The 26,835-nt window shown below is 52.7% G+C and carries 23 protein-coding genes; 5 read left to right on the top strand and 18 right to left on the bottom strand.

All coding sequences use genetic code 11. The features are described 5' to 3' along the window. Window position 1 precedes the first annotated feature (1 nt). Window positions 2-499: an RNA polymerase sigma factor gene (locus NSS83_RS02420; protein WP_341185921.1), complete on the bottom strand. Its 498-nt coding sequence runs from the start codon at window positions 497-499 to the stop codon at window positions 2-4. A 262-nt stretch (window positions 500-761) separates the two neighbouring features. Continuing rightward, complete coding sequence (gene aldA, locus NSS83_RS02415) at window positions 762-2,207, bottom strand: aldehyde dehydrogenase (protein WP_341185922.1); 1,446 nt, start codon at window positions 2,205-2,207, stop codon at window positions 762-764. A gap of 176 nt (window positions 2,208-2,383) precedes the next feature. On the opposite strand from aldA, the gene NSS83_RS02410 reads away from it, so the two are divergent. The 3 genes from NSS83_RS02410 to NSS83_RS02400 are packed head-to-tail and all read left to right on the top strand — an operon-like array spanning window position 2,384 to window position 5,251. Next, a complete protein-coding gene (locus NSS83_RS02410) occupies window positions 2,384-3,127 on the top strand; it encodes a (Fe-S)-binding protein (protein ID WP_341185923.1) in 744 nt (247 codons plus the stop codon). A gap of 1 nt (window position 3,128) precedes the next feature. Further along, window positions 3,129-4,556, top strand: a complete 1,428-nt coding sequence (locus NSS83_RS02405; RefSeq protein WP_341185924.1) for a LutB/LldF family L-lactate oxidation iron-sulfur protein — start codon at window positions 3,129-3,131, stop codon at window positions 4,554-4,556. Next, window positions 4,553-5,251 carry a lactate utilization protein C gene (locus tag NSS83_RS02400; RefSeq protein WP_341347595.1) on the top strand — a complete coding sequence of 233 codons (699 nt, stop codon included), beginning with the start codon at window positions 4,553-4,555 and terminating at the stop codon, window positions 5,249-5,251. Before NSS83_RS02405 ends, NSS83_RS02400 begins: the two co-directional genes overlap by 4 nt. 36 nt (window positions 5,252-5,287) lie before the next feature. On the opposite strand, the gene NSS83_RS02395 is transcribed toward NSS83_RS02400, so the two are convergent. From NSS83_RS02395 to NSS83_RS02385, 3 genes are read right to left on the bottom strand one after another with little or no spacing between them, the layout of a single operon-like run. Continuing rightward, window positions 5,288-5,899: a sugar O-acetyltransferase gene (locus tag NSS83_RS02395; RefSeq protein WP_341185926.1), complete on the bottom strand. Its 612-nt coding sequence runs from the start codon at window positions 5,897-5,899 to the stop codon at window positions 5,288-5,290. Between the two features lie 28 nt (window positions 5,900-5,927). Continuing rightward, complete coding sequence (gene bshB2 / locus NSS83_RS02390) at window positions 5,928-6,614, bottom strand: bacillithiol biosynthesis deacetylase BshB2 (RefSeq protein ID WP_341185927.1); 687 nt, start codon at window positions 6,612-6,614, stop codon at window positions 5,928-5,930. A 22-nt stretch (window positions 6,615-6,636) separates the two neighbouring features. Continuing rightward, window positions 6,637-7,509, bottom strand: coding sequence for a LysR family transcriptional regulator (locus tag NSS83_RS02385; RefSeq protein WP_341185928.1), 873 nt, complete (start codon window positions 7,507-7,509; stop codon window positions 6,637-6,639). A gap of 110 nt (window positions 7,510-7,619) precedes the next feature. Here NSS83_RS02385 and NSS83_RS02380 point away from each other — a divergent pair, with 110 nt between their 5' ends. Continuing rightward, the gene (locus NSS83_RS02380) at window positions 7,620-9,020 is read left to right on the top strand and encodes an MFS transporter (RefSeq protein ID WP_341185929.1); all 1,401 of its coding nucleotides are present in this window, start codon (window positions 7,620-7,622) and stop codon (window positions 9,018-9,020) included. 37 nt (window positions 9,021-9,057) lie between these two features. Here the strand turns inward: NSS83_RS02380 and NSS83_RS02375 are convergent, their stop codons facing one another. From NSS83_RS02375 to NSS83_RS02335, 9 genes are all read right to left on the bottom strand, one after another. Continuing rightward, the gene (locus tag NSS83_RS02375; RefSeq protein ID WP_341185930.1) at window positions 9,058-10,389 is read right to left on the bottom strand and encodes a serine hydrolase domain-containing protein; all 1,332 of its coding nucleotides are present in this window, start codon (window positions 10,387-10,389) and stop codon (window positions 9,058-9,060) included. Window positions 10,390-10,486: 97 nt separating this feature from the next. Beyond that, the gene (locus NSS83_RS02370; RefSeq protein WP_341185931.1) at window positions 10,487-10,795 is read right to left on the bottom strand and encodes a hypothetical protein; all 309 of its coding nucleotides are present in this window, start codon (window positions 10,793-10,795) and stop codon (window positions 10,487-10,489) included. A 306-nt stretch (window positions 10,796-11,101) separates the two neighbouring features. After that, entirely contained in the window at window positions 11,102-11,644 is a 543-nt protein-coding gene (locus tag NSS83_RS02365; RefSeq protein ID WP_341185932.1) for a GNAT family protein, read from the bottom strand. Between the two features lie 16 nt (window positions 11,645-11,660). After that, a complete protein-coding gene (bshB2, locus tag NSS83_RS02360; RefSeq protein ID WP_341186809.1) occupies window positions 11,661-12,362 on the bottom strand; it encodes a bacillithiol biosynthesis deacetylase BshB2 in 702 nt (233 codons plus the stop codon). A gap of 37 nt (window positions 12,363-12,399) precedes the next feature. Beyond that, a complete protein-coding gene (locus NSS83_RS02355) occupies window positions 12,400-12,744 on the bottom strand; it encodes a YojF family protein (protein WP_341185933.1) in 345 nt (114 codons plus the stop codon). Window positions 12,745-12,933: 189 nt separating this feature from the next. Continuing rightward, window positions 12,934-14,007: a hypothetical protein gene (locus tag NSS83_RS02350; RefSeq protein WP_341185934.1), complete on the bottom strand. Its 1,074-nt coding sequence runs from the start codon at window positions 14,005-14,007 to the stop codon at window positions 12,934-12,936. Window positions 14,008-14,105: 98 nt separating this feature from the next. After that, window positions 14,106-15,530, bottom strand: a complete 1,425-nt coding sequence (locus tag NSS83_RS02345) for a HAMP domain-containing sensor histidine kinase (RefSeq protein ID WP_341185935.1) — start codon at window positions 15,528-15,530, stop codon at window positions 14,106-14,108. After that, entirely contained in the window at window positions 15,508-16,215 is a 708-nt protein-coding gene (locus NSS83_RS02340; protein WP_341185936.1) for a response regulator transcription factor, read from the bottom strand. The genes NSS83_RS02345 and NSS83_RS02340 overlap by 23 nt, the downstream gene beginning before the upstream one ends. A 397-nt stretch (window positions 16,216-16,612) precedes the next feature. Then, window positions 16,613-17,407, bottom strand: coding sequence for an SDR family oxidoreductase (locus NSS83_RS02335; RefSeq protein ID WP_341185937.1), 795 nt, complete (start codon window positions 17,405-17,407; stop codon window positions 16,613-16,615). 157 nt (window positions 17,408-17,564) lie between these two features. Between NSS83_RS02335 and NSS83_RS02330 the strand changes: the two genes are divergently transcribed. After that, on the top strand, window positions 17,565-18,458 hold the full coding sequence (locus NSS83_RS02330; RefSeq protein ID WP_341185938.1) for a LysR family transcriptional regulator: 894 nt from the start codon (window positions 17,565-17,567) through the stop codon (window positions 18,456-18,458). A 372-nt stretch (window positions 18,459-18,830) separates the two neighbouring features. On the opposite strand, the gene NSS83_RS02325 is transcribed toward NSS83_RS02330, so the two are convergent. The 4 genes from NSS83_RS02325 to NSS83_RS02310 form a co-directional block, all read right to left on the bottom strand. Continuing rightward, a complete protein-coding gene (locus tag NSS83_RS02325; protein ID WP_341347594.1) occupies window positions 18,831-21,632 on the bottom strand; it encodes a glycoside hydrolase family 2 TIM barrel-domain containing protein in 2,802 nt (933 codons plus the stop codon). Between the two features lie 11 nt (window positions 21,633-21,643). Continuing rightward, window positions 21,644-23,248, bottom strand: coding sequence for a response regulator (locus tag NSS83_RS02320; protein ID WP_341347593.1), 1,605 nt, complete (start codon window positions 23,246-23,248; stop codon window positions 21,644-21,646). Window position 23,249: 1 nt separating this feature from the next. Continuing rightward, a complete protein-coding gene (locus tag NSS83_RS02315; protein WP_341347592.1) occupies window positions 23,250-25,037 on the bottom strand; it encodes a sensor histidine kinase in 1,788 nt (595 codons plus the stop codon). Window positions 25,038-25,099: 62 nt separating this feature from the next. Next, window positions 25,100-26,803 (bottom strand): hypothetical protein, encoded by a 1,704-nt coding sequence (locus NSS83_RS02310; protein WP_341347591.1) that lies wholly within the window; start codon window positions 26,801-26,803, stop codon window positions 25,100-25,102. Window positions 26,804-26,835: the final 32 nt, after the last annotated feature.

Raw genomic sequence — 26,835 nt, 5'->3', positions numbered from 1 at the left:
ATTAATAGACCTCCTCTTGTTTCATGTTCATACGAAGAATTTTCAATGATTGATATAACCGGGATTTAACTGTGCTTAAAGGTATATTGAGAACGAGGGCCACATCCTCCAGCTTCATATCCTCGAAGAACCTCAAAATAATGACTTCACGATACATCATAGGCAGCTCGTCTAAGGTCTCTGCCAGATGCAAATCCTGAAGCACATCATGATCACTCACTCCATGCTGCTCCAGCACCTCATCAGCAACGGGAACAAGCTTTTTTTCTCTGCGCAAATAATCAAGTGCCGTATTGACTACAATACGGTAAAACCAGCTTTTCATGGACTGTGGTTTTGTCAGCGAATCGCTCTTAGTCAACGCCTTCTGTATCGAATCCTGCACCACATCCATGGCGTTCTGCGGATGCTTTACATAGCTGTACGCCAACCGGTACACATTCTCTTTGTAATCCACCATAAATTCTGTGAAAATCTTGTGAAATAGTTTGCTATCCATCCATAGGCCTCTCTTCCTTCTTTACTGCGCGCGCATTTCTATATATACCGCCTTTCATTATGCAAGACGAATCAGACCGTGAAAAAGTTTGAAGCCAGGCGGGAGTATTTATGATGTCCAAAAACAGCAAAATAGCCCCACAAAGTGGGGCTTTAGCTTCGATGATAACTCAGGTACTTTGCGGGGACCCCAAAACATACTATCAAAAAAACGGCCCCCAAAAAGGGGCCGCCTTCGCAAGCAGCAAACAGTCGCTGCGTATTCAGTTAACCGATTTGTCGTACTGCAAGTAGACGACATGGGTCTGGAGGTATTCGTTCAAGCCGTGCTTACCATCAGCGCCGCCGATGCCGGATTTTCTCCAGCCTGCATGGAAGCCCTGCATCGCCTCGAAATTCTCGCGATTGATGTACGTCTCCCCGTATTTCAGCCGCTTGATGACTTTCATGGCGACGTTCAGATTCTGAGTATACAGCGATGAGGTTAAGCCGAATTCACTGTCATTGGCGAGGGCTATCGCCTCGTCCAGGGTAGAGAATGAAATGACGGGGATGACCGGACCAAAAATTTCATCCTGCACAATCTCCATCTCATTCGTAGCGTCTGTGATCACTGTCGGCTCGAAGAAACTGCCGGTTCCTTCAACTTTTCTACCGCCAAGAGCGATCTTGGCTCCTTCCTCAACGGCCCGGTCCACCTTCTGCTGTACCGATTCCTGCGCCGCCTTGTTGATGAGCGGGCCCATCTGAATGTCCTTGTCCTTGAGCGGGTCTCCGTACTTCACAGCCTTCATCGCTTCAACCAGCCGCGCGGTGAACTCTTCCTTAATATCCTCATGCACATAGACACGCTCCGCACAGTTACAGACCTGGCCTGTATTGATGACCCGGGAAGCGACAATCGCCTGCACCGCCAGTTCCAGATCGGCATCCTTCATCACGATGGCCGGCGCTTTGCCGCCCAGCTCCAGACTGACCTTGATGATATTCTCAGCCGCTGCCTCCATGACCTTCTGCCCTGCAGGTACGCTGCCTGTAAGACTAACCATGCCTATCTTGGCATTACTGGACAGCTCGTTGCCCACTTCCGCACCTCTGCCTGTGACCAGGTTAAATACCCCCTTAGGCAATCCGGCCTGATCCACAATCCGGCTGAACGCCATGGCATTGTTCGGAGATTCCGCGCTGGGCTTGACGACAATCGTGTTGCCGGTGATAAGTGCCGGGGCCATTTTTCTGGCAATCAGGAAGAACGGGAAGTTCCAGGGCAGAATGCCCGTGGTGACGCCAATTGCTCTTTTGAATACAAAAATATGCTCATTATCACGGTCGCTCTGCACGATCTCTCCCTCATAACGCCGCGCCCATTCCGCCATATAATCCAAATAATCCGCAGTAAAATGAACCTCTACGGTCGATAATTCCAGTGTCTTGCCAACTTCCTCCGAGATCAGCCTGGCGATGCTGTCCGCTTCTGCCCGGATGCCGTCAGCAATCGCATGCAAATACTTGCCGCGCTCTACCGCAGGAGTCTCCTCCCACTCGGCTTGGGCCTGCTCCGCTGCATCAATGGCGCGTATAACATCATTCCTGGTTGCCTTGGGAACCTGTGAGATGACTTCATCGGTTGCCGGATTGGTCACTTCCATCCACTCTTTGCCTTCGGATTCCGTAAATTGGCCGTTGATATACATCAAATGCTTGATCACCGTTTCTCCCCCTCAAGGTAGATTATTCCATTTCTCCAATTACCCATCCATAGTGTAAACGCTATCAATATTTATTGTCAATAAGTTTCACATTTTATATTTGTTTTTGTGTTGTTTTTCATTGACTTGTTGAGTTAAGCTGTGAGTATAAGTTTTCATTGATGGGAGGGATGGGAGTGCGAGTCAGTATTTTTTCCACTTGCCTGGTAGATCTTATGGCTCCGGATGCCGGTATTGCCATGGTAGAGGTCCTGGAGCGGCTCGGCTGCGAGATTGATTACCCCGCTTCACAGGTGTGCTGCGGCCAGCCTACTTACAACAGCGGTTATCTGCAAGAATCTAAGCTTGCTATGCAGAACATGATGCTGGCCTTCGAGGCTTCGGATTATGTCGTAGGTCCGTCCGGCTCCTGCATTGCTATGTTTCATGAATATCCGAAGATCTTCAGCGGGGACCCGGAGTGGGAATTGAAAGCGGTTGCGCTAAAAGAAAAATCATATGAACTCACCCAGTTCATTGTGAAAGTGCTGGGGGTCACCGATGTCGGTGCCTCGCTCGAAGGAACGGCCACCTACCACCGCTCCTGCCACATGACCAGACTGCTGGGCGAGAAGGAAACACCCTTCCAGCTGCTGGAGCAGGTAAAGGGACTGAAGCTTGAGCCGCTCAAGAACAGCGACAACTGCTGCGGGTTCGGCGGCACTTTTGCGGTGAAGATGCCTGAAATCTCCGGGCAGATGGCCGATGAGAAATGCAGCTGTGTGCTGGATACCGGAGCGGATATCCTGATCAGTGCAGATATGGGCTGCCTGATGAACATCGGAGGGCGCCTGTCCCGCAAGGGTGAACCTGTACGCGTCATGCATATTGCAGAGGTGCTCAACCAGCATATGCCTGCCAATCATAAAGGGGGAAACTGACTTGAGCCTGCAAACAGATTCACGTAGCTTCAGCGAACGGACCGCGGAGGGCCTTGGGGATTCCTTCATGCGCAGTGCCGTGGGGTCGGCACAGGACAGCCTTAAGACTAGACGGCTGACAGCCGCTACCGCGCTGGGGGATTGGGAGCAGTGGCGGAAGGCCGGCCAGCTGATCCGTCAGCATACGCTGGCGAACCTGGACTTTTATCTGGAGCAGCTTGCGGATAATGTGGAGCGGCAGGGCGGACATATCTATTTTGCCGCAACCAAGGAAGAGGCCAGCAGTTATATACGGGATGTCATTGCCCGCAAGCAGGCGACCCGGGTCGTCAAATCCAAGTCCATGGTTACTGAGGAGATTGAGCTCAACCACGTGCTGCTTGAAGCCGGCTGTGAGCTGATTGAGACGGATCTCGGAGAGTACATTCTGCAGATGGATGACTGGGACCCTCCCTCCCATATCGTAGCCCCCGCGCTACATAAAGACCGGGAGCAGATCAGGCGCGTCTTCGCAGAGAAGCTCGGATACACCGGCGATAAGACGCCGGAGAAGCTGGCCGGGTTCGCCCGTACCGTCCTGCGCCAGAAGTTCCTGGATGCGGAGGTCGGGATTACGGGCTGTAATTTCGCCATCGCCAACCTGGGCGCAATTAATCTCGTCACAAATGAAGGGAATGGTGACCTCACCGCCGCTATTCCCAAAACGCATATCGCAGTGATGGGCATGGAACGGATTGTCCCGACGATTGAGGAAATGGAGATCCTGGATAATCTGCTTTGCCGCAGTGCTGTCGGCCAGAAGCTGACCAGCTATATCACGGTCATGGGTCCCTCAGCGGCGGGAGAGACCGACGGACCGGAGGAATTCCATCTGGTGGTCGTCGATAACGGCCGCTCGGATATTCTGGGAAGTGAATTTGGCGAAGCCTTGCAGTGTATCCGCTGCGGTGCCTGCCTGAATGTCTGTCCGGTCTACCGCCATATCGGCGGGCATGCTTACGGTTCCATCTACCCGGGTCCGATTGGTGCGGTCATTACGCCGCTGCTTGGCGGTTATGACGACTATAAGGAGCTGCCGTATGCCTCCAGCCTCTGCGGGGCGTGTACAGATGTATGTCCGGTAAAAATCCCGCTGCATGAGCAGCTTATTATGCACCGCCAGAATATTGTGAAGCAGAAGAGAACCGGCGCTGCTGACCGATTCCAGATGAAGGCCGCCGCTAAGCTGCTCTCCTCCCCCGCCCTGTTCGGCAAAACGCTCAGACTCGCCCATTCGGCCAGCCGCATCATGAGCAAGCACGGGCGCATTGTACGGGGACCGGCTATCATTCAGGGGTGGATTCATTCACGCGACTTGAAACAGCCCGTCAAGCAGCAGGACAGCTTCCGGGCATGGCTGGAGAAGCGCAAAGGAGGCTCGGAGCAATGACAGCAACCCCGAACACGAGCGCGAACAGAAACACGAATACGGAAGCTTTTCTGAATACCATTGCTGCCAAGCTGGGACGGGCACGGAAGTCAGAGGTCCGGCGTCCTGCGGTCCATGAGTTCATTCCTGACAGCTACGGTCCGCTTACTCAAGATGATCTTGTAGAGATGCTTAAAGAGCAATGCTTCTTCATCCATACTCAGGTGATTGAAACGACGCGGGAGCTGCTGCAGAGAACGTTAGATGATCTGATAGAGGCTAATGGCAGCGGGAACGTGATGACTTCCGGTGATCCCCGGTTCAGGGAATACGGGCTTACCTTCCCGGATGCTGCTGTATGGGAGAAAGCGGCGGGACGGGCGGAGAATATCAGGCGTGCTGAATCGTCGAATACAGCCATAGTCTTCGCCGACTGTGCACTGGCAGAGTCTGGAACGGTTGTGGTGGAGAGCCGCCCCGATCAGGGACGGTCGCTTCATTTCCTTCCTGCCCATTATATAGCGGTGATTGAACGAGAGAAGCTGGTGCTTCGCTCCACGAATGCCGCCGCAGCTCTCAACCGGAGAATTCAGGCAGGAGAACCGGTGGGTTCATCGATTAATTTCATCTCCGGTCCCTCCAATTCCGCGGATATTGAAATGAAGCTGGTGGTCGGGGTACACGGGCCGCTGAGAGCCACCTATGTGCTGATTTGAAATAAATCCTCTCCCTTAAGGACGGCCTAACCCGTTCTACATATAGTCCGTAACGTCAAATTCCCGATCCTTATAGTAATATTTCCGGTCTTCTTCCGTGATCTCACGGATAATCCGGCACGGACTGCCTACGGCGATCACATTATCAGGGATATCCTTAGTCACTACGCTTCCGGCCCCAATGACTACATTGTTCCCGATGGTCACGCCCGGATTCACAATAACATTGCCGCCGATCCACACATTGTTGCCGATGGTGATGGCAATCCCGTATTCATAGCCTGAATTCCGGGAATCGGGATGGACGGGATGGCCTGCTGTATAGAGTGATACATTCGGAGCGAACATGACATTCTCGCCAATGACCACCTTGCCTACATCGAGAATCGTACAGTTGAAATTAGCATAGAAATTATTCCCTACAGTGATATTCGATCCATAATCGCAGCGGAAGGGAGTCTCAATATGCACAAGCTCCCCCGTTGCACCCAAAAGCTTACGGATCAGCCCGTCTCTCTCCTCATGGGCGTCGGGAGAGAGCGAATTCAGCTGATGAACCAGCAGCCTGGCGGCCGTCCGTTCTTCGGTTAATCCGTCCAGCCATGCTTTATAAGGCAAGCCTGCGAGCATTCTGTCTTTCTGATTCATAGGATTCATAAGGTATTCCTGCCTTCTCTTAGTGTTGTGTGTTCATGGGGTAGGTCCAGAAGACTTCCTGTCCGAAGCGGAGCTGAATCTCCTCGGCCGTCAGCACCTGATTGCCGACAAGCTCCGCCGCCTGGAATTGCGAACGGTGTGCCTGGATAGCGGTCATCTTCTTGTCCAGGAATGCGGTGACATCGACATGCACATCCGGGAAGCCGATGTGCTTCTCATGGCCGATGGCGAATGCACCACAGTGAACCACCGGACGCTTTGCAGGCGGCATCTGCCGGACTGCCCGGATAACCGCCGCTCCTGTAGCATCGTGATCCGGGTGTACGCTGTAACCGGGATAGAAGGTAATCACAAGCGTAGGAGCCAGCTCATGGATCAGCGCCAGCAGTGTCTGATCCAGCAGCTGCTGATCCTCGAATTCAATCATTTTATCGTGGAAGCCCAGCATTCTTAAGTCTTGTATGCCGATAGCCCGGCAGGACGCCCGCAGCTCTTCCTTGCGGATCTCCGGCAGCGTCACCCGGTTGGCGAACGGCGGAATCCCCATATTGCGTCCCATCTCGCCTAGCGTCAGGCAGGCATAGGTTACTTCGGCACCTTGTTCAATATACTTCGCAATCGTGCCAGCCGCTCCAAAAGCCTCATCGTCAGGATGCGGGAACACCACCAGTATGCGCTTATGTTCTGTAGTCTGTGTATCGTTCATAGGTTCATTCCTCCCGGTGACATTATAGCTTAGCGAAATACTCAATAACAACCTCACGGAAAATCTGGCCCGCCTGCGAAATATAGCGGTTCTTATGCCACAACAAGGCGATTTCCCTGACCAGCCCCTCGTCTTCCAGCGGAATCAGACGAATATGATCCCGCGCATTCCTCGCCGTACCCGGTATGAAGGCTAAGCCGATTCCGGCTTCCACCAGATCAATCAAGCGGGCCGGTTCGTCTCCCTCATATACATAGCGTGGCAGGAATCCTGAAGCCTGGCAGACGGAATCCACTAAATCACGTATCCCGTAACCTTGTTTGACACCCACAAACCACTCATCCTTAAGCTCTATCAAGCTCAGGCTCTTACGGTCTGCCAGAGGGTGGCCGGCTGGAACGGCAAGGTGAATGTGATCGTTACAGACCACCTGACATTCCAGCTCTTCCCCCCTGACCGGAGGAGAGGACAAGCAGAAATCAACTTCTCCCCTCTGAAGAAGGGAAATCATCTCCTGCATGGGCAGCATTTGTACGTGAAAATGGATGTCCGGCAGCTTGAGCCGAAACTCCCGGAGGATACCGGGCAAGGTACTCGCGGTGGTCACCGCTAATTCAAGGGTGCTGGACACAAGGCTGGACAGGTCCCTAAGCTCCTGCCTCCCCTGTTCCAATTCAAACAGCGCCTTCTCCGCACGCTGCAGAAATCTGCGCCCCGGCTCGCTAAGCCGCAGCTTCCTCCCGCTCCGGTCAAACAATGGAACTCCGAGATCCTCCTCCAGCCGTTGAATGGTTTTGCTCAGTGAGGATTGAGTCACATGCAGCCTGTGTGCAGCCTCGGTCATATGCTCCAGGCGGGCAACCGTGATGAAATACTGCAATTGAAGAAGCTCCATATCCGCCTCCATTCATTCCTTCAAGTCTATGGAATCATACCATGAAATGCGTTGGAGTAAATAACTCTTATCCTGTACGATAACTGTACAGTACTTGAGGGGGAATAACAATGAATGCACGGAATTGGTGGTTAATGATATCTGTTGGGCTGGGGATGATGCTTAACCCGCTTAACTCTTCGATGGTGGCTGTGGCGATCCCCAGGCTGCAACAAGCGTTCAAGCTTGAGTTTACCGTTGTGTCCTGGATTATTTTCTCATTCTATATCGGCAGTGCTATTGCCCAGCCTGTTATGGGCAGAGCGAGCGATATTTTCGGCCGCCGGAGAATTTTTCTGGCGGGACTGGTGATCGTCTTCGCAGCCTCCCTGCTCACGCCTTTGTCTCCGGGCTTCGGGGGCCTTATCATTCTGCGGGTTCTCCAGTCTATTGGAACCAGTATGGTGGTCGCGGTCGGGATGGCGATCATCCGGATGAATATTACAGACAAGCAAGCCTCTGCGCTGTCGGTGCTGTCCATGTTCACATCGGGAGCAGCGGCGGTAGGACCTTTTATCGGCGGGGTGCTCGTCCATGTGTGGGGCTGGTCTTCCATCTTCTATATTAACCTTCCGTTTGTAACGGCCAGCTTCCTGTTAGCCTGGAGAACCATCCCGCAAGACAAGCCGTCAGCAGATATAGTAACCAAGCTGTCCCTAAGGCAATGGATGAACCGGATAGATGTGCCTGGAATTCTGCTGTTCACCACGGGGCTCGTGGCTGTGCTTGCACAGCTGCTCTCCGCCAAGTCCTCCGGTCATGTCTCCCTATTCAATATCGTCATCGGACTGTCCGGGCTCATCCTGCTTATGATCTTCGTAAGGCATGAGTTAAGAACAGCAATGCCCTTCATTCCTCTGCGGACCTTCGCCAGTTCTCCCGGGCTGATCCGGGTCAATGTAGAATTCATACTGGTTAATCTTCTATTCTATTCCGTCTTCTTCGGTCTGCCTTCTTATTTGCAGCTCGTTCGTCAGGTTAGTGAATTCCACACAGGACTGCTGATGTTAAGCCTGGGTCTAAGCTCACTCGCCGTTTCTCCGCTGGCCGGAAGATGGATCGATACCTCCGGGCCCCGGCCCGCGCAGACCGTATCGGCCATCCTAATGGCCATCGGGTCGGTATGGATCGTATTCTTGAATCCGGCATCGCCTGTCATCAGTATCCTGCTGGCTCTGGCGGCCTTCGGTATCAGCAACGGGCTGAATAATGTCGCCATGCAAGCGGCTTTGTTCAACAATTCACCGAAAGAGCTAATCGGGGTTACCTCCGGCTTATTCAGTACGTCCAGATATTTCGGAACCATCCTGTCCTCGCTGCTGATCGGAATCGTTATAGGCAATCCGTTCAGCTTCAGAGGCTTCCAGGTGCTGGGGATGATCCTTACCGGGATAGCTCTATGTCTGGTATTCATGTCCCGGCGGCGTTCTCTAGAGCCCAAAAACTCCCTTCACAGTCTTGATGACCGCTAGGGAGTGCTTGGAAGACGGGTCTTACCCGCTCGGAAATCTAGGCTTCGTCCTGAAGCTGCTGCAGCTTGCCGGCAACGGCTTCACTGTCCGGGTATATAGCAGCAGCGCAGGTAAGAATACGTATTGCTTCCTCCCGGTGACCGCTATAACTTAAGGTATCAGCAATCCGCATAAATTCAAAATCCGCCTCATAATACGTATCCTGCTCTGAGCGACGTATACGCTGGTATTCGTTAATGGCCTCCCCTGCGCCGCTGGTGGCAACGGTCTTGGCAAGATGATGTACCAGCGACTGCTTAAGCTGGCGGACCTCCATGCCCAGCAGCAGATCCAGAATAGGACGGGTGACACTGCCCAGCCACACATGGTCACAGTTGGTCATGACAGAGATGCCGAGATTATCATCCGGCAGCAAGACCAATTCGCTAAGGAATCCGGTATCCCAGCCGGAATGCGAGAGCATCCGGGAGCCATTATAGCGGCCCAGGAACCAGCCCAGACCCACATCTTCATGCTCCGGCCCCCAGCCTGTAGCCATAGTAGGACTCCACATCTGTTCATAGCTGCCGGACTGTAGGGCATTATATCTGTCTGGAGCCTGCCCCTGCCCGAGGTGCATCAGCATATATTGGCACATCTCCTGTGCATTCGTATACAATGTGGAGCTGGGAGCATGCGCTCTATGGTAAGGGAACACTTCGCTTACATAGGGTCCGTACCCTCTAGAGTTCCTCAGTACATGGGGCGCAGCCAGCACCTGTTCAACCTCCATTTTCAAAAATGAACTCGTGCTCATTCCAGCAGGCTCCAGAAGATGCTGCCGCATATACTCCTCGAAGCTGAGGCCGCTAACCTTGGCAATCAGATCCCCTAGGATCTCATAACCGATGTTACTGTAAGCAAAATGAGTACCCGGATCACTCATTAAGCCATGGCGGCGGATGCCTCTGACATACCGTTCAAGACTTCCTTCATCATATTCAGGCCGGTCCCAGCCATAATCGTCCTCATCCGGCATCCCGGAGGTATGATTCAACAATTGTCTCACCGTAATCTGATGATAGCGTTCGTCGTTCATTTTGAAATACGGAAGATAGGTCATTAAAGGTGAGTCCAGCTCTACCTGCCCACGCTCCGCCAATTGCATCACAGCCGTAACTACGAAGGTCTTGGAGACGGATGCCTGGTGAAAAAGAGTGCTGCTAACCACAGGCTCACCTGTAGCCACATTAGCGCTGCCATACTCTCCTGTAAAAAGCACCTCACCATCACTAACGATCCCCACCTGTAGTCCGGTAAACGGTCCATTCTCTATAAAGCGGGTTAGCATCGCATGAAGCTCTTGTACCCTGCTCTGAGATGTATTCACTCTGGTTCCCCCGATCCTCATATTCACTGGATCACTATAACATCCGGGGGGGCGTATATATTGTATAAAAAACAGCTTAACCCAAACTTTACTCAGCCTATCCCTCCACCACATCGGCCCGCAGGTCCGTGGCGATCTCAAGAATCACAGGCACAATCGCCTCCATGGACAAGGCCACGTACAGCTCGCCCATGTACAGCCGGAACGGGTACTCCGCACCCTCATGACTCCACATGAAAAAATCCCCTTGGATCGACATCGTGCTCTCTGCACCTTGCACAGTGTAGACCTGTGAATAACTGAAGCCGGATTTATCGGAAAAATATTGCTTGCATTCCTCCAGGGTTAGTGCCTGCTCTGCATTCTCTTCCTGCATGGAACGGGTAATTCGTAAACGCTGGCTCATCGGTGATCCTCCACAATGTTAATATTTAAGCTAATAAATTGAACTATTGATTTTCAGGTTTTAGGATTAGCCGTGACTCCAGAGATGTTTTGGACCTCCGGCCGCTGCCCTTCTGCAGATTTCTTAATTTATCCCGTTTTTAACGGTTGAAATCCGCATACTGCTGATGCTTACGATGCGAGCTTTCCTACGGAAAGCTTTCAGGCGGACGCTACCGCTCCTCCAGTTCCAAAATTCCCCTCCGCCACTTCTCCTCTAACTAAAATTTTTAGTTCAATCTATATAATAATCCGTGCGTTAACTCCGTTAACTAATATCCGCCGGGTTGATGATTGCGAGAATCTGGTGGTCCTTCCACACGCCGCGGATCTTCACATTCAGCCGGGCAATGCCTTCCTTATGGAAGCCTGCATTCTCCAGTACATGGATAGAACCGGGATTATCCGGTGAAGCTTCCCCTGTAATCCGGTGGAACTTCAGCTCCTCGAAGGCATAGCGCACGACCTGCTTCACCGCCTCCGTCATATAACCCTTACCATTATAATCCTTGTCCAGACTGTACCCGATCATACAGCTCTGCAGCGGTCCTCGCACCACAAAAGACAGACTGACACTGCCGATGATCCGCCGGTCAGCCTTGTGAATAACCAGGAAGTCGTATCTCTCGTCCGCCGCCCGCTCCTCTTCATACTGCGCAATCCGCTCGCGCTGATACTCTACGGTGTAGAAGTCCTCACTAATGTCAGGCGAATGCTCTTCAAAAAACTCACGGTTACGCAAGTACATCCCCATCAGCTCAGCGGCATCTTCAGGCTCGGGGAAGCGAATATATACCCGCTCTTCTGTCATTTCTACGCCTCCATTCTTAATTGCTGCACAATGCCGCTTCCTCCGGTTGTTCCTTGCATTCCGGGAACCGGTAGGTCCAAAAGCGTTCCGTACCGTACTTGCCGCAGATGGCCGGATCGGTGGGTTTAAGGCCGCCAAGCACTTTCTCCGGCTGGAACTGGGTGCGGTGGGCCAGAATGGAGTTGATTTTGACCGTGATAAAAGGAGTCACATCGATGACTACATCGGCTGCTCCAATCCGCTGCTGATGGCCGTTCGAGAAGGCTACACTATGTACAACCGGACGTTCCGCAGCGGGCAGCCTGGCAATGGTTCGAATTACCGCAGCACCCGTAGCATCATGATCGGGATGTACGCTATATCCGGGGTAGAACGTAATTACCAGCGACGGTGCCAGCTCCTTCACGAGCGATTCAATCCGGTGGTCCAGGAGCGCCGGGTCTTCGAACTCGATCATTTTATCATGGAAGCCCAGCATTCTCAGGTCTTGAATCCCAATGGCCTTACAGGAAGCCTCAAGCTCCGCTTGGCGGATGGCCGGCAGGGTCGTGCGGTTCGCAAGGAGCGGAACCCCCATGTTCCGGCCCATCTCTCCGAGCGTCAGACAGGCATAGGTCACCTCTGCACCTGCTGCGATATACATCGCCAGTGTCCCGGATAAGAAGTACGCCTCGTCGTCGGGATGGGGAAGCGCCACCAGGATTCTAGCATGGTCCATAGATTTATTATTCACTCTAGTTGTTCCTCCAATTGGTTTAAAAAGGGCTCCGGCTGAGCTGCAACGCCACAATCAGCTTGCCCTGACTGTCGTGACCGGCCAGAATCAGCCGCTCCGTATCGTGCTCATCTACATGGGTAAGTCCCTCGGCATAGATCCAGCCCTTCTCAGTCTTGAGCCCAACCCGGTAAGGTCCTGTTCCTGAGATGGAACCGTTCGTGTAACGGATCACCGCATTGCTGATGAACGCCGAGCCTGGCGGACGGGTGCTGTCGATATGACTGGCATAAGCTCCTGTCGTGAGCTCAAGATGGATATATAGATCCTCAGAGACGAAATCGTCGATTCGGGTCTGAATGGCCTGGGGTTGAATGAGTTGCATAATGTCCTCCTATAGTGTAAAAGAATAGCTGGTTCCAGTGCATTCATTATACATGAAATCCCCGAAGCTCAAAACCTGGAAGAGTTGCACCCGCTAACTTGTCCAAGCAAAAGAAAACGGGCCTGTCTAAGGAATTCCATGAATTCCTTAAGCAAGCCCGCTGACGGAAAGCCCCTCGTCCACGCTTAATTACAGATTAACTATAGAGAAGACCTTATCATTGATGAAATAGACGTATTGGTCGCCGTACACTACATACCCATCATAAACCTTGTCCGGATCTCCCCAGGAGAGCAGGAGCTCTGTGATCGTCATGCCGCTGACCGCCCGCTCTTCACGGATGGCTGACCACATTTTATCGCTGATCTTGAAGGTCGTTTGCGGATTCTTGAAATATAAGATGTCTTCGACGTAATCACCATAATCACCCGCAGTTGGATCAATCTCCACCGGAATCTCCTGTCCGTTGGCCCGGCGGATGATCATCTCTAAATTCCCGTTTACAGGATTGGAGCGGAAGTTAGCGATGGTCGTTTTTTCAAAGTTTTTGAACGGACTATCACTAATCTTGGCGTTCCGGGTCCACACCGTTTGTCCATTATAGTAATACTTCAGATAATCGATATTCTCACTATAATACATGGTATTGTCCACAAAATCATTCAAATCCAGGACCCATTCGGTTCCGGCCTCATTTTGCATCACAAAGTTCTGATTGTTGTCATCAACGTACTGTACACTTTTCACCCAGTGGCTTCCCGGATGTCCATATAAGTATACCTTTTTACCTAGCGCAGTCCCCATCGTTCCAGGCAGCTTGCTGATCGCGTAGAGCATACTGTTGCTCTTATTCTTACCATCCTCTGTACTCCAGACGAACAACGCTATGGCACTGGAGGCATATTTGCCGTCGATCGCTCCGAGCTTCAGCAGGGTTTTGAAGGCTACGTAATTGGAGCTTTTGTACAAAATAGAGTTATCCTTGTTCAGCTTGGTGCTTCCTTTACTGCCTGTGATAGTTACGCCAGTAGCATCTGAAGCCACAGTGAAACCCGGAATCTGCCCGGCCAGCTTAACCGGTACATAGGCAGAGCCATTCACAAGTACAGATTTGACTGGCGAAATAAGCAGGTTGCCTTCGACAAACGTAGCAATCTCCGTGTACGCCGGTGCGGCTGCGGCCGCTGCCTGTCCAGCGCCACCCGGATAGACCAGTCCGAGCGCAAGCAGCAGAGTGGTGAGCAGTAATGCAAGTTTTTTCATAGATGTTCTAATTCCTTCCCCCGATGTAAGTTAGGTGTCCCGGCAAGGTGCCGGAATCTTCCAGATCAGTACATTCGACAAGAAGTTAATTATTTCCTCTATTTCGGGATACGGATCACAAACACCGTCGGCTCTCCTTCCCTGCTCTCCAGCAGCAGTGAACCCTCCATCTTCTCCACGTTCTTCTTGGCGATGGACAAGCCCAGTCCGGTTCCTCCGCTGGCCGTCGTCCGCGCCTCATCTCCCCGCACAAACGGATCAAAGATCGTAGACCACAGCTCCCTCGGAATGCCGACGCCATTGTCTGCAATCTCGATCCTTATCTGCGTCTCCTCGGGAATCACGGATACCCGGATGCGCGTCCCTTCGGGATTATAGGCCAGCGCATTGCCGATCAGATTATTAATGACACTGGCGAACAGCTCGGGATCATAACGGGCATAGACCTCTTCTTCGGGCACCTGCAGGTGAAGCTCGAAGTCTTTTTGCTCAAACTCGCCGTAGGTGTCGGCAATCATCTCCCGCAGATGATCGCCCAGCTCTAGCCGCTCTATCCGCAGGATGAAATCCGGGGAGTCCAGCTTAAGCAGATCCAGCATATGCGTAATGAGCTTCGTGACCTGCACAGACTTGGCGTAGATGTAATTCAAATATTTCGTCTGCCGTTCCGGGTCGGTAACCCGTCCTTCGATCAACGCCTGCGCATACCCCTGGATGCTGGTAATCGGGGTCTTCAGGTCATGCGACAGATCGACCATCAGCCGCTGCTTGCTTTTCTCGGCCAGACGCTTCTCCTCAGTCGTCTTCTCAATCACATCAGCCATATAGTTGAAGCTGTGGCCGATCCGCAGGAACTCGGTCTCTGCATACAGGGCAATCCGCGTGTTGTAATGCCCTTCCATCATACGGTTCAAGCCCAGATTCAGCACCCGCAGCGGCTTCTTGATCCGTCTGGAGACCCAATAGCTGTACACAAAAATCAGCAGCAGAATCAAACCGCTGACCAGGAATACATAAAAGAACACCGAATGATTCAGATAGGAGACCAGAAACTCGTTGTTAATGGAGATATTGATTACATCGCGGGGAATCTTAAGCAACATCCAGGCTGCCCCGCTATCCTGCTCCGTAACACTCGTAATAGAATAGTAAAAAGGCTGGTCGCTACGGTTCTCCAGTCCCAGATACAGCATGTCCTCGTCATAAGCTTGAATATCATCCTGCTTCTCACCAATGACCTGAATCACCCGCTTGCCGGAATCCAGCAGCTCCAGCCAGCCACCGCTCTTCAGCAGACGCTCACTCTCCGGCCCTTGGCCCAGTTCCTCCCGGTACGTTCCGGCCTCCACAGAGAGATTGGGGTCAGGCTTCATTTGCTCCCGGATGACCTGGGCAATATCCTTTTGGACGAATAGATAGACCACTAACACCAGCATAAGCAGCATACAGTTGAACAGCAGGAAGTCGATGGTCAGCGACGTCTGCAGCGGGCGGTTATCTCTACTTTTCCATGGGTGCTTCAATTTTGTACCCCAATCCCCTGATCGTCTTCAGGTATTCCGGTCTCTTGGAATCTCGTTCGATCTTGTCGCGGATGTTGCTGATGTGCACCATAATGCTGTTGTCCTCGTAGACATAGAAATCTTCCCAGACAGTCTCATATATCTTCTTGCGTGTAAACACACGGCCCGGCTGCTGCATCAGCAGCTCCAGAATTTTATATTCGGTAGAAGTCAGAGCGACGGCCTCCCCGGCCACCTCAACCTGACAGGTGCTCCGGTCCAGCGTCAGCCTGCCGAGCACAATCTGCTCACTCGGCTTCTCCTCTTCCGCTGCCTTGGCATCGAACTGATGCACCCGCCGCAGCATGGCCCCGGCACGCGCCACAATCTCCAGCGGATTAAACGGCTTAGCGATATAGTCATCCGCTCCAAGCTCCAGCCCCAGGATTTTGTCATGATACTGGCTCTTGGCGGACAGGAACAGTACCGGGAAATGCTCATGCTCCCGAATCCGCTTCAGCAGCTGCAGCCCGTCCATCCCCGGCATCATAATATCCAGTATCGCCAGATCAATCTTGTTATTCTGCATCAGCTTCAAGGCCTCGATTCCGTTCTCTGCCGTCAATATGTTATATTCCTTCTCCAGATACAGCTGCAGAAGCTCAACAATCTCCGATTCATCATCGGCTATGAGAATGGTATACATGGTGAATCCCCCTCTATCTTGTCATGCAAGCCGCGCTCTTTGTAACTATAGCCTGCCATTCTTAATCCAGTCTAAACCAAATCTAAAGAAAAGATAAAGAATTATTAGTACTGACATTACAACTTAAAGCTTGGTCGTCGCTGCGGTGAACATTTGGACTTCCGGCCGCTGTTGACTCCAGATTTCTTCTATTAGACCGCTGTGCGCGGTTGAAATCCGGAGTCAAAGGCGGACGCTACCGCTCCTCCAGTTCCAATAATACTCAACATTTTCAAGAAAATAATAGACTGAACAATACAAAAAGAACAGCTGTACAGCCAATAAATGGCTGAACCGACTGTTCTATTAGGGAGAGGATTACTTAAGCAACAATTGCCGGCGAGGGTTACGCTTCACCTTACACCGTAGGTACGGTTCCACCGTCAATCACGTACTCGGCACCCGTTATGGATGCTGCGCGGTCGGAAGCGAGGAAGGCCACCAGCTCGCCCACCTCCTCAGGGAAGCCGGGGCGTCCGATGGGTATGCCGCCCAGCGCGTCCATCACCGATTGCAGCGCACTTTCCACACTGCCAGTCACCTCGGCGATACTATTCAAGAAGTCCCCGGTTGCTTCGGTTTGAATGAAGCCCGGCGCGACCCGGTTCACCCGGATGCCCTTCGGAGAGAATTCCTTAGATAAGCTCTTGCTGTAACTGCTTAACGCCGCTTTGGCGGCTGCATAAGGGATGGTCGATTCGATCAGCGGCAGCACTCTTTGAATGGAAGAGATGTGGATGACGACTCCCTTGCCCTGCTGCAGCATGAGCGGAATCAGTCCCCGGTCCAGCCGCACAGCTGCCAGCAGGTTCAGATTCAGCGCATCCATCCAGTGTTCATCGGATGCTGCGAGAAATCCTCCAGCTGGTGTTGAGCTGCCGCCAGCGTTATTCACCAGAATGTCGAGCCGCCCGAACCGGGCCTTGACTGCTGCAATGACTCGCTCCACGCCTTCAGGAGTGGACAGATCGGCCTGGACGAACAAATCCGAAGCGGGCCCCTCCTTCGGAAGTGTCCGGGCAGTAGTCATAACTTCAGCTCCTGCCGCTGTGAACCGGGCAGCGATTGCCTGTCCCATTCCCTTGGTCCCGCCTGTTACCAGGATTCTTTTACCTTCGTATTCTGTCAGCGGGCTTGCATAAGTTATAGCCATCGTTACAGCCTCTTTTCATTAAGGATTCCTCAGGTTAGGCTGGAAGCGAGCCGCCCTGAGGTCTATATGTATATATTAGACTTGATTAATATGAGCGTCTAATTTATTATTTTCATTAAATTCATTAATAATAGTAATATATAAGGAGGCTGTCTGCATGGAGCTTACACAATTGGAGTATTTTCTGACCGTAGCCCGGCTTGAACATATGACCTCTGCATCCAAAGCGCTGCGAATTACGCAGCCTGCCCTGAGCCATGCCATTTCCAAACTGGAAAGTGAGCTGGGGGTTCCTTTATTTGAGCGTAAGGGCCGCAATGTCCAGTTGAACCGCTATGGGGTTATGTTCAGTTCACGGGTCGAAGAAGCGCTGCGCAATATCAGGAATGGGGTGCGGGAGATTGAGGAGTCGTCCAATGCGGAGAGCGGAACCGTTCATCTGTCTTATCTGAATATTCTTGGGGTGGACCTGATCCCATCGCTCATCAGAGACTATCAGTCAGACCATCCGAAGGTGCGGTTCGATCTGTATCAGGGGAATCACGGGGACATTGACGAAGCGCTGGATAACGGGACCTCAGATATGCTGATTACATCCAAAGAGACTACGGCGGAGAATAAGGAATGGATGGTGTTTCGCAGATTACCGATTTATATTGTGGTCTCCAGTTCCCACCGGTTCGCAGCGCGTTCCTCGCTGAGTCTGTTCGAGCTGTCGGGTGAGCCGTTTGTAGGACTGAAGACGAATTGCGGACTCAAGCACACCATCACCTCCCTCTTCCAAAATACTAATTTTGAGCTGTCCTCAACCTATTATGCTGAGGATCTGATTACTGTGGCCGGCTTCATCAAAGCCGGGCTCGGCGTCTCCGTGCTTCCGCAGACGCTGGGACTGATGCTTGACGGTCTGGTCTGGATTCCCATCCAGGAACCGGGTTGGGAATGGGAGGTTGGTCTGCAATGGCGCAAGGACCATTATCTGTCCCCCGCCTCCAGAAGGTTCCTGGAGTATGTTCAGCAGAGTAGTCATGTACCTGTTTTAAACCTGTGAGAATGAACATCGAACTAATAGTAGTCTTATCCTGCCCCTTTACCGACTTTTCCTCTTAAATTCAAGTAGCTAATTGTATTTTCTGCAATAGAAAACGCATAGCTGACCTTAAAATGAGATTCTATTGTATTTCATACATTAGAATGTTGGGTTTTGGGCGAAAAAGGGCTTTTTTTCAATATTCTATTGTACCGAATACAATAGATTCTATTTTGCAGCCTTTTTTACAGCATTCCATTGTACAAAATGCAATTACTATCGTTCCGGCCTGCAATTTATAGCGCGAAGCATATGAAATCTGGCGAAATATCTAAAATAAAGAGCTGCCCCAATTGCCGCTTTACGGCTTGGGGACAGCTCTATTAGATCATTTTAACAAATTAATGCCCGAAGCTCTTCAATCGTTGCCTGGTACTGCGGCTTAAAATCAGCAGAATTCATATAACCGGCTATGCTGGTCAAGAATTGTCTGCCTTCAGGAGTTCCGCTTACCTTAGCGGCATCCAGTGCACACAGCAGCAGGTTACCGTTACCTACGCGGCACTCTGTGAGGAAACTTAGCTTGTGATTACGCTCGAAATTATCAATGGTCTGTACGATGGGATTCCAGCTGCGGTCTGCCTCATCCATAATAAGCGATTTGGAATTCTGAACGATTGTCCACCATGGGTAGGTGGAATGCGCTTCACTCGGGAAATCGCGCAGCACCGGATGTCTGTTATCAATCAGCAGGCCCATCGTACCAATTGGAACCGGCCGGTTCATGCTCTCCGAGATCGAGCGGAACATCGGGTAGCACCAGAAATCCGTGCAATAATAGCCTTCGATTCCGTTCTGAACCGACTGCGGCTTAGGCATCAGCAGCACGTTGCCGCCTTGCTCCAGCAGGGAGACTGCCTGCTCAGACAGCTCTGTGAACACATGGAAGCCTTCAGCTTCCAGCGGGTTATCCCTCTGCTCAGGATATATCCACAAGTCGTAGCTCTTACGAATATCAGTTCCTTCGACCCGGAGCGTAAGCTCCGCACGGCTCATCCGGTCAACTGCCGGAAGCTCAACCGCCAGATCACAAATGTCAATGTGGTGGGTTCCGGCAGGAATAAAGGCTCCGGCTGAGCCTGTTGTCCGAACTCCCCCTTCAACCGCGAGCTCCCAGTGAAGCTCGATGGCCTCCGGCATGCCGCTGCGGAAGCAGCTCAGCTCCACATGGGCCTCGAAGGTCTCCCCGGCGGCGTAGTTATACTTAGGAAATCTTGCCAGCAGCACGGCATCATTACAGAAGGTCCGCCACTCTTCCGGGCTGATCAGCCCTTTGGAATCCATGAAGGCATCCAGAACACCTACGAGTGCTGTACCCTGGCCGCTGAAGTCCTGGAGATCCAGCAGCTGGAACCCCGCTAGCCGGCGGGAACGGAAGGCAGCCTCAAGCTCTTCTTTGTAGCAAGCAACAGCGAGCTGGCCGGAGCTTCGGAAATAGGCATCGGCCAGATGGCCAAGCCCCTTACTCTCCAGCCGTTCGCGGAAAATGGCGAAGTTCCCGGCCTTCAGCGGGCCTGTGTACTTCCCGATTTCCGCGAAATCCGGAAACGTAGCATACTGGCCAATCTCATGCGAAATTACCGGAACCTGCGGAATCCACTCCCCGGACTCACTGCCGGATTGTACGGCCTTGGCTTCGGTGCCATACTGGATCAGGATCTCGCCGCCTGCATCGGCGGACATTCCTTCACTGTTCCCGAAGCCCGGCGGAACAATCTGGTCGTCGTAATCCTTCATTGTACCTGGAAGCGAGGTCTGGACATGTCCCAGCGGAGCATCGCACATGGCATAGGAGCCTCTGAACAGCCGGTCGCGTGTGAAGCGTACACCGCTGAAGAAGTCATCATGCTCCAGCACCTCCGGCACCCATTGATGGTTATTGGAGCCTTGAGTGTAGAGCGGTCGGTCATCGAACGCTTTATAATCTGCAAGGAAGGAATCAATCCGCTCCTTGCTGCCCCATAGCTCATTACCCAGCGACATCATCACGAAGGAAGGATGATTGCCGAACTCCCGCAAGATGGCATATCCTTCGCTGATTAGATAATCCTGCTCCGCCTGGTTATGCCCTTCGTCCGTCGCTACTGTGATCGTTCCCCAGAACGGCAGCTCCGGCTGCATATAGATTCCGAGCAGATCCGCAGCGGTGAACGCGGCCTCCGGCGGGCAGCAGGTGTGGAAGCGGTAATGATTGATCCCGTAAGACTTGGAGATCCCAAGGATTCGTACCCATTCCTCCACATCGGTCGGAGCATAGCCGGTGAGCGGGAAGATCAGGCCGTCATGCTTGCCGCGCAGAAAAGTTTTTTCCCCATTAATGGTGAACTTGTCCCCCTCAGCCCGGAAGGACTTGAGCCCAAAGATCAGCTCCTGCCGGTCCACAGGAATCCCGTCACTGCCCATGAGAACAAGGGTCACAGTATACAAATTAGGAGCAAATTCACTCCACAGCAGCGCACCCTGACCCAGTGCATAGTCTATAGTGAACGAACCCGGTGCGATGACATATTCCTGTTCCTCTGCGGAATGCGTTGTCTCGCTATTGAAGCTACTGGCAGATACCGCGAGTGTAACACCTTGCATGCTCTCCAGCGTTGCCGAGATCCGCACCGAACGTGCAGGCAAATCAGACTCCAGCCTGATGCCGCTAATCCGGGCTTCTCCATAGAACTGCAGCTCTATCCGGCCGGTAATCCCGTTCCAGTTGGTCTGGGTATCCGGCGAGGTCATATGCCCGCCTTTGGTCGGATAGCCGGTGTTGTCCACCCGGATAGTAAGCGTATGACTCCCGGATTGCAGCTGCGGCAGCTCATATACATGCGCAGTGTTCAAGCTGTCACGGCTGCCGATCTCATCGCCGTCCACCCAGAGGGTGGTAAGCCTTGTACGTTCCAGATATAAGCAGCAGTGCTTATCCGCCAGCTCTTCCGGAATCACAACCTCTCTGGAATACCAGACCGGTCCTTCGAACAGATATTCATCGGTTAGTGCACCTGCGAGAATCCCGTTATTCTTCTGCCCTTTACGGGCGTGGGACGTAGTACCCGGCAGCCTGATTGCATCGGTAAAAGGTAATACCAGTCCCTCTCCCAGCTGCATCTTCCATTCGCCTTCAAGGCTGATCTTTGACAGCACTATTATCACTCCTAGTAATGGTAATCTCTATACTCTTGCGGGGTGGTACCCGTGGTCTTCTTGAAAAGAAAGGTGAAATAGGCCGCCGTCTGAAACCCTACCTGCTCCGCCACTTCATACACCTTGATGCCAGGATCACGGAGCAGCTCTCTGGCCTTATTCATGCGTGTTTCCTGGACATATTCGGAGATTGTCTGGCCTGTTTCTTTTTTGAACAGCACGCTTAAATAACTTGAATTGAGATGATACAGCCCGGCCAGCTGCTTCACCGTCAGATTCTCCTGCAAATGTGCGGCCAGATGCTGCCGTACCTGCTGGATCAGATGATGCTGCTGCGCAGTCTGCTCCTTCTGCTTATGCCGTGTATAATGCGCGAGATATTCCAGAACGGACTTCCGCACCTCCTCCACTCCGGTGCAGTCAATTAGACGCTGCCACATCAGAATGTTCGTTTCGGTATCCGTGTCCTGCTCCCGCTTATGCTTGCGTGCCAGCTCGCTGAGCAGTCCCATTCCAAATGCCTGCACATAAGAGAAGGAGATCGGCTCTCCGGCCAGCATCATCTCAAAAGCATGGCTTGTATAAGCCGACGCCTTGCTATTTTCCCCAAGCTCCAGCAGCCTTACGATCTCTGGAATATACTCCTCACGCAGCCGGAAGTCTTGGTATTCATTCATCAGATGCCGGTCACAATAGACAATCTGCCCATATCCGGCCAACCGCGCATCGGCAATCATATGCCGCACCTCTTTGTACAGGAGCGGAATTTCGGTCCAACTGGACGCCACTCTGCTGACTCCGACCGTAACGGAAGCACCATATTGTTCCTGAAGCACTTCCTGAATGAAGCTTAGCTGCTTCTCCAGCCTGGCCCGTATCTCTGGAATCGCTTCCAGAACCAGCACAGCAGTCTCACCTGCTCCCGCTTTCCCGATATAAGCGCCGGAGAAGCCGTCCAGCCCAAGCTTCACCGCATTTTGCAGTCCTTCACCCAGTAGAATCTGCTCCTTGGCATCATGGCTATGATGCAGGTGAAGACTGTCACAATCGAACAGGAACAGCGTAGCCTGCCACTCTCCTGCCGGAAGATCAAGCAGACGCCGCCATGAATCCAGCAGTTCATCACTGTGAATCCAGCCTCCGGTCAGATCATTAATGAATCGCTCCAATAACACTTCCCGGCTCTCTGTAACCTTCTCTCTGAGCAGGGCTGTTTCCTGCTCCAGCCGTTTTTTCTTCTCAGCTGCTGCGCGGAGGGCCTCCAGCTTCTGTTCCAGCTCCTCCGTCTTGACCGGCTTCAGCACATAGGCCTTAGCCCCAAGCTGGATCGCCTCCTGCACGAATTCAAATTCATCGAAGCCGCTAATGATTATCGCCTGCATAGACTGCTGCTGCGGATAATCAGCCTGAATTCTGGCGAGCAGCTCAATTCCGGTCATCCCGGGCATCGCCACATCGGTAATGAGCACATCCACTTTATTCTCCTGCAATACCTTAAGCGCTTCCATCCCGGAATGGGCCGTAAGCGGCTTCCTGTAGCCAAGCGCCTCCCAGCGGATATGCTTGAGCAGGCCTTGAATTTGCATAGGCTCATCGTCAACAATCAATGCACGCATGTTACCCCTCCTTCCTCTTCAGCTCGGGACGTTCTATGCAGACCGGAATATGGATAGTTACCGCCGTCCATTCGTCTTCTGCGCTGTCGATTTCAAGGCGGCCTGAGGGACCGAAATACAGCGCCAGACGTTCCCTGATATTGTTCATGCCGAACCCGTTCCTCGTGCCGCTGCAGGTACCAGCGCGTATCTTTTCAAGCTTATCCTGTCCGATCCCTTGCCCGTTGTCAAAAACCTGAAGGCGCACCTCATCCCCTCTGCGTTCAGCCGTAATCTGAATAAAAGCATGCTCCCTGGCCGTAATGACGCCATGCAGATAACAGTTCTCTACAATCGGCTGCAGGATCAGCTTGATGGTATAGAGATTAAGAATTTCCGGGTCCACCTCCCACTCCACCGACACCTGACCTGGATAGCGGAGCTGCTGGATATCAATATACGCCTTCACATGCTCCAGCTCATCGCGCAGCCGGGTAACATTAACCTGATTGCCCAGTGCCAGCCGGTAAAAAGTCGTCAGCGCATCTATCGTGCGGACTTGCAGCTCATCCTGCAGATCCAGCGCCCGCCAGCGGATCAGGCTGAGCGAATTATAGATGAAATGCGGATTAATCTGTGCCTGCAGCGCCCGGAAGGATTGCTCACGCTCCTTAAGCAGCGCTTCCGTATGCTCTTCAACCAGCTTCCCGAGCCGCCCTGACATAGAGTTAAACAGCACCTCCAGCTCACCCAGCTCATCCTTGTCACGGTTCTTCACCTTTACTTCGAAGTATCCTTCCGAGATATCCGCCATCCGGTTCCCCAGCTTGTGTATACGCCAGATGATATTCTTCAGGACAATCATGATCAGGAAGACCGACAGCAGCAGGAAGAACGCAATTCCCGCTGCGATATAATACAGAATCCGTCTGGACTGCTCCTCCAGGCGGTCCAGATGCACGAGTGCGCCAACCCGCCAGCCGGATTTGATCTCCTGTGTAATCAGTACCGTTCCGTTATTAGTCCGGGTGGTTCCGTCAGCGCTGCCCCAGTATTCACTTAACGAGGAGGAGGATAACGAAGTAGCGATCTCGGACGGTTCTGAAGAGGCGATAATCCGCTCACTGCCGTCAACGATATACATTTCCCCGGCGCCGTCAAAGGGATGGTCGAAGGATTCCGCGAACACGCTTTTATAATCCAGCAGCAGATAGACCAGCCCGTGTATCTCCCCGTTGCTGTCAAGGATTTTGTGGGATACGACAAGCTTGTTCCTGTCATCCTTGGCATTGGTCCATACCAGATTATCCTGCGAAGATAGCCGCTGCGCATACCAGTCTTGCTCACGCTGTCCGGACAGCATCCGCCCTTCAGGCTTCCACAACAGGCCGCCGTCCTGCACCAGCGTATCATTGGTATGGTAGATGCGGAAATTCTCAATACCCGGAAGGTATTTGCTTGTAAACAGGAAGGATCTATCCACGTAATTGACGGTGCCAAGCTGTTCTGTGATATCCGTATAATCCCGCGTTAATCTTGAGATCAATTCACCATCTGTCGCTGTCCGCGTGGCCAGAAGGTCATAGCTCTGCTTGCGGAACTCAATGCTCTGCGCACTCTGGCGGACAGCTTCCCTGATGGTCAGAATATAATTAGCCCGGACGGTCTGCAGCATCAGGTAGCCTGCCCCCGCAGCAAGCAGCACCGTCGGCAGGAATACAATCAGGCCGTAGAACAGGACAATTTTGCCTCTCAGGTTCATGGACCGGGTCATACGAATAATCGCTTTCTCGATGCTCTGCTTGATCATATGGCCCTCCCAAGAACTATAAAGGGAGCCCCCCTCTCAGGCGAAGGGCGCTCCGGCGTATTTTATTTTTGGCTGCCTGCATTCATTTCTTCCTCATATCTGCCAAGCCACTCGGCCTTGACTTCACTCCAATGTCCGCGTTTCTCCAGCGCTTCCCGGAACCCGTTCCACTCCGCTTCGAACTTGGCATCATCCCCCGCCATCAGCAGCTTAGCCCGGTATTCCTTGCGGATATTCTCCAGCTCCAGGGAGTATTTCTCCCATACCCCGCCCTGCTTAACCTCGATCAGATCATAAGGCTCTGCTACGCGGATGGTCCCCATCTTCCCGATGGCTTCGGTGAACTGAATCGTCTTGGCTGCGCCTGCCTTACCGCCGTCTTCTGTGTTCCACCACGGATACCACTGATTACTGTAGGAAGAGGTCATGTAGAGCTCCGGTGTAACTTTGGATTTCTGGGCGGCATCGCCGGAATTGCGGGCGGTCTTGTACGTTTCATCTGTAAATTTCCACTTGCCCAGCGGCTGGCCCACCCAGTCCCAGTACTTGCCTGCCGGTCCCTCGCTCATCACCTGCTGCTGTTCCGGCTTCGGCTGCAGGCTGTAATCCAGGAATTTCAGAATGGCCTCAAGATTCTTGGTCTTCTGGCTGATATAGACATCATACCCCGGATTCGGGTTCGTGACCTGGTTAATGCCCAGCTTCTCAACCCCCGCAACCTTCGGAAAAGGAATGACTTCATAGAACCAGCCCGGCTCCGTAGGGCCATCCAGTGTCTCCCAGGCTGTAGCGTTGATGTTCCAGAAGCTGCCTACATTCAGCGCGACCCGGCCGGATTTGTTCTTTTCAATATACTGCTCTCCCTTATTAGTTACTACCTCCGGATCAATCAGCTTCTCCCGGTACAGCCTATTCATCCATTGATAAGCGGCCTTATAATTGGGATTATCATAAGCGAAGAGAAATTGATTCCCCTGCTTCTGAATGCCATTGCCGCCGGTACTGACTCCAAACGCAGTCAGAACCGCATTCTCGTCACTCCACCCGAGCGAATCATTAGTGTCCATAAGGAAGGACATGGGAAGCAGTGTTTTGCCGGAGGCGTCTTTCTGCTCTGCGGCCTTCTTCAGAAAGGTCTCAACCCCATCCATTGTGGACAGATCGGCTGTAGTCATGCCTGTCTTCTCCAGCACATCCGTTCTGACGAACCAGCCCTGCGATGCCCAGCCCGGCCAAGGCTCTTCCGGGTTCTGGTCAAACCAGGTCGGAATCGACCAGATATGGCCGTCCTCGTCCTTCATGAGCTCCAGATACGGCTTCGGGATCGCCGCAAGCCCCGGATATTTATCCGGCATGTCGAAATATTGCTCCACCGGCAGCACCTGCTTGGAGCGCCGCATGGCGCTTTTCACCGTCTCGTTCCGGCTGAAGATCGCCGCATCCTCGAACCCGCCGGTATTGATCTTCAGGTTAAGCGCTGTCATCGCATCGCCCTGTGTAGCCTCCAGCTTGACATCCACCCCCGGCTCCTCTTCCCGCCAATATTTCTGTACCAGACTGTCATTATTGATGGTCGCCGTCCAGCCAAGCCAGAGGTTGAAGCTGGTAGAACCGCTTGCCGCTTCAGTAGCTGCAGTCTTGTTTCCTGTACCGCTGTTGCTTGCCTTCGTATTCCCTCCGCCGGGATTGGAGCCGGAACATCCGCTGACGATAGTCAGCAGCGCCGTCATGGCCAGAGCTGTAAGCCGGGCTTGTTTGATTGTCACTAGAATACTCCCCCTATTATATTATTGTACTG

It is taken from the genome of Paenibacillus sp. FSL H3-0469, assembly GCF_038051945.1.
Lineage (GTDB): Bacteria > Bacillota > Bacilli > Paenibacillales > Paenibacillaceae > Paenibacillus_AQ.
This window is presented reverse-complemented; position numbering and strand designations above follow the sequence as displayed.

What these genes read in the sequence shown, in the direction of transcription:
- NSS83_RS02340 (WP_341185936.1), bottom strand. Translation starts at nt 16,215, where the DNA reads ATGTATACCATTCTCATAGCCGATGATGAATCGGAGATTGTTGAGCTT.
- NSS83_RS02370 (WP_341185931.1), bottom strand. Translation starts at nt 10,795, where the DNA reads ATGAGCCAGCGTTTACGAATTACCCGTTCCATGCAGGAAGAGAATGCA.
- NSS83_RS02380 (WP_341185929.1), top strand. Translation starts at nt 7,620, where the DNA reads ATGAATGCACGGAATTGGTGGTTAATGATATCTGTTGGGCTGGGGATG.
- NSS83_RS02365 (WP_341185932.1), bottom strand. Translation starts at nt 11,644, where the DNA reads ATGACAGAAGAGCGGGTATATATTCGCTTCCCCGAGCCTGAAGATGCC.
- bshB2 (WP_341186809.1), bottom strand. Translation starts at nt 12,362, where the DNA reads ATGGACCATGCTAGAATCCTGGTGGCGCTTCCCCATCCCGACGACGAG.
- NSS83_RS02355 (WP_341185933.1), bottom strand. Translation starts at nt 12,744, where the DNA reads ATGCAACTCATTCAACCCCAGGCCATTCAGACCCGAATCGACGATTTC.
- NSS83_RS02385 (WP_341185928.1), bottom strand. Translation starts at nt 7,509, where the DNA reads ATGGAGCTTCTTCAATTGCAGTATTTCATCACGGTTGCCCGCCTGGAG.
- NSS83_RS02350 (WP_341185934.1), bottom strand. Translation starts at nt 14,007, where the DNA reads ATGAAAAAACTTGCATTACTGCTCACCACTCTGCTGCTTGCGCTCGGA.
- bshB2 (WP_341185927.1), bottom strand. Translation starts at nt 6,614, where the DNA reads ATGAACGATACACAGACTACAGAACATAAGCGCATACTGGTGGTGTTC.
- NSS83_RS02400 (WP_341347595.1), top strand. Translation starts at nt 4,553, where the DNA reads ATGACAGCAACCCCGAACACGAGCGCGAACAGAAACACGAATACGGAA.
- NSS83_RS02320 (WP_341347593.1), bottom strand. Translation starts at nt 23,248, where the DNA reads ATGCGTGCATTGATTGTTGACGATGAGCCTATGCAAATTCAAGGCCTG.
- NSS83_RS02330 (WP_341185938.1), top strand. Translation starts at nt 17,565, where the DNA reads ATGGAGCTTACACAATTGGAGTATTTTCTGACCGTAGCCCGGCTTGAA.
- NSS83_RS02335 (WP_341185937.1), bottom strand. Translation starts at nt 17,407, where the DNA reads ATGGCTATAACTTATGCAAGCCCGCTGACAGAATACGAAGGTAAAAGA.
- NSS83_RS02395 (WP_341185926.1), bottom strand. Translation starts at nt 5,899, where the DNA reads ATGAATCAGAAAGACAGAATGCTCGCAGGCTTGCCTTATAAAGCATGG.
- NSS83_RS02420 (WP_341185921.1), bottom strand. Translation starts at nt 499, where the DNA reads ATGGATAGCAAACTATTTCACAAGATTTTCACAGAATTTATGGTGGAT.
- NSS83_RS02315 (WP_341347592.1), bottom strand. Translation starts at nt 25,037, where the DNA reads ATGATCAAGCAGAGCATCGAGAAAGCGATTATTCGTATGACCCGGTCC.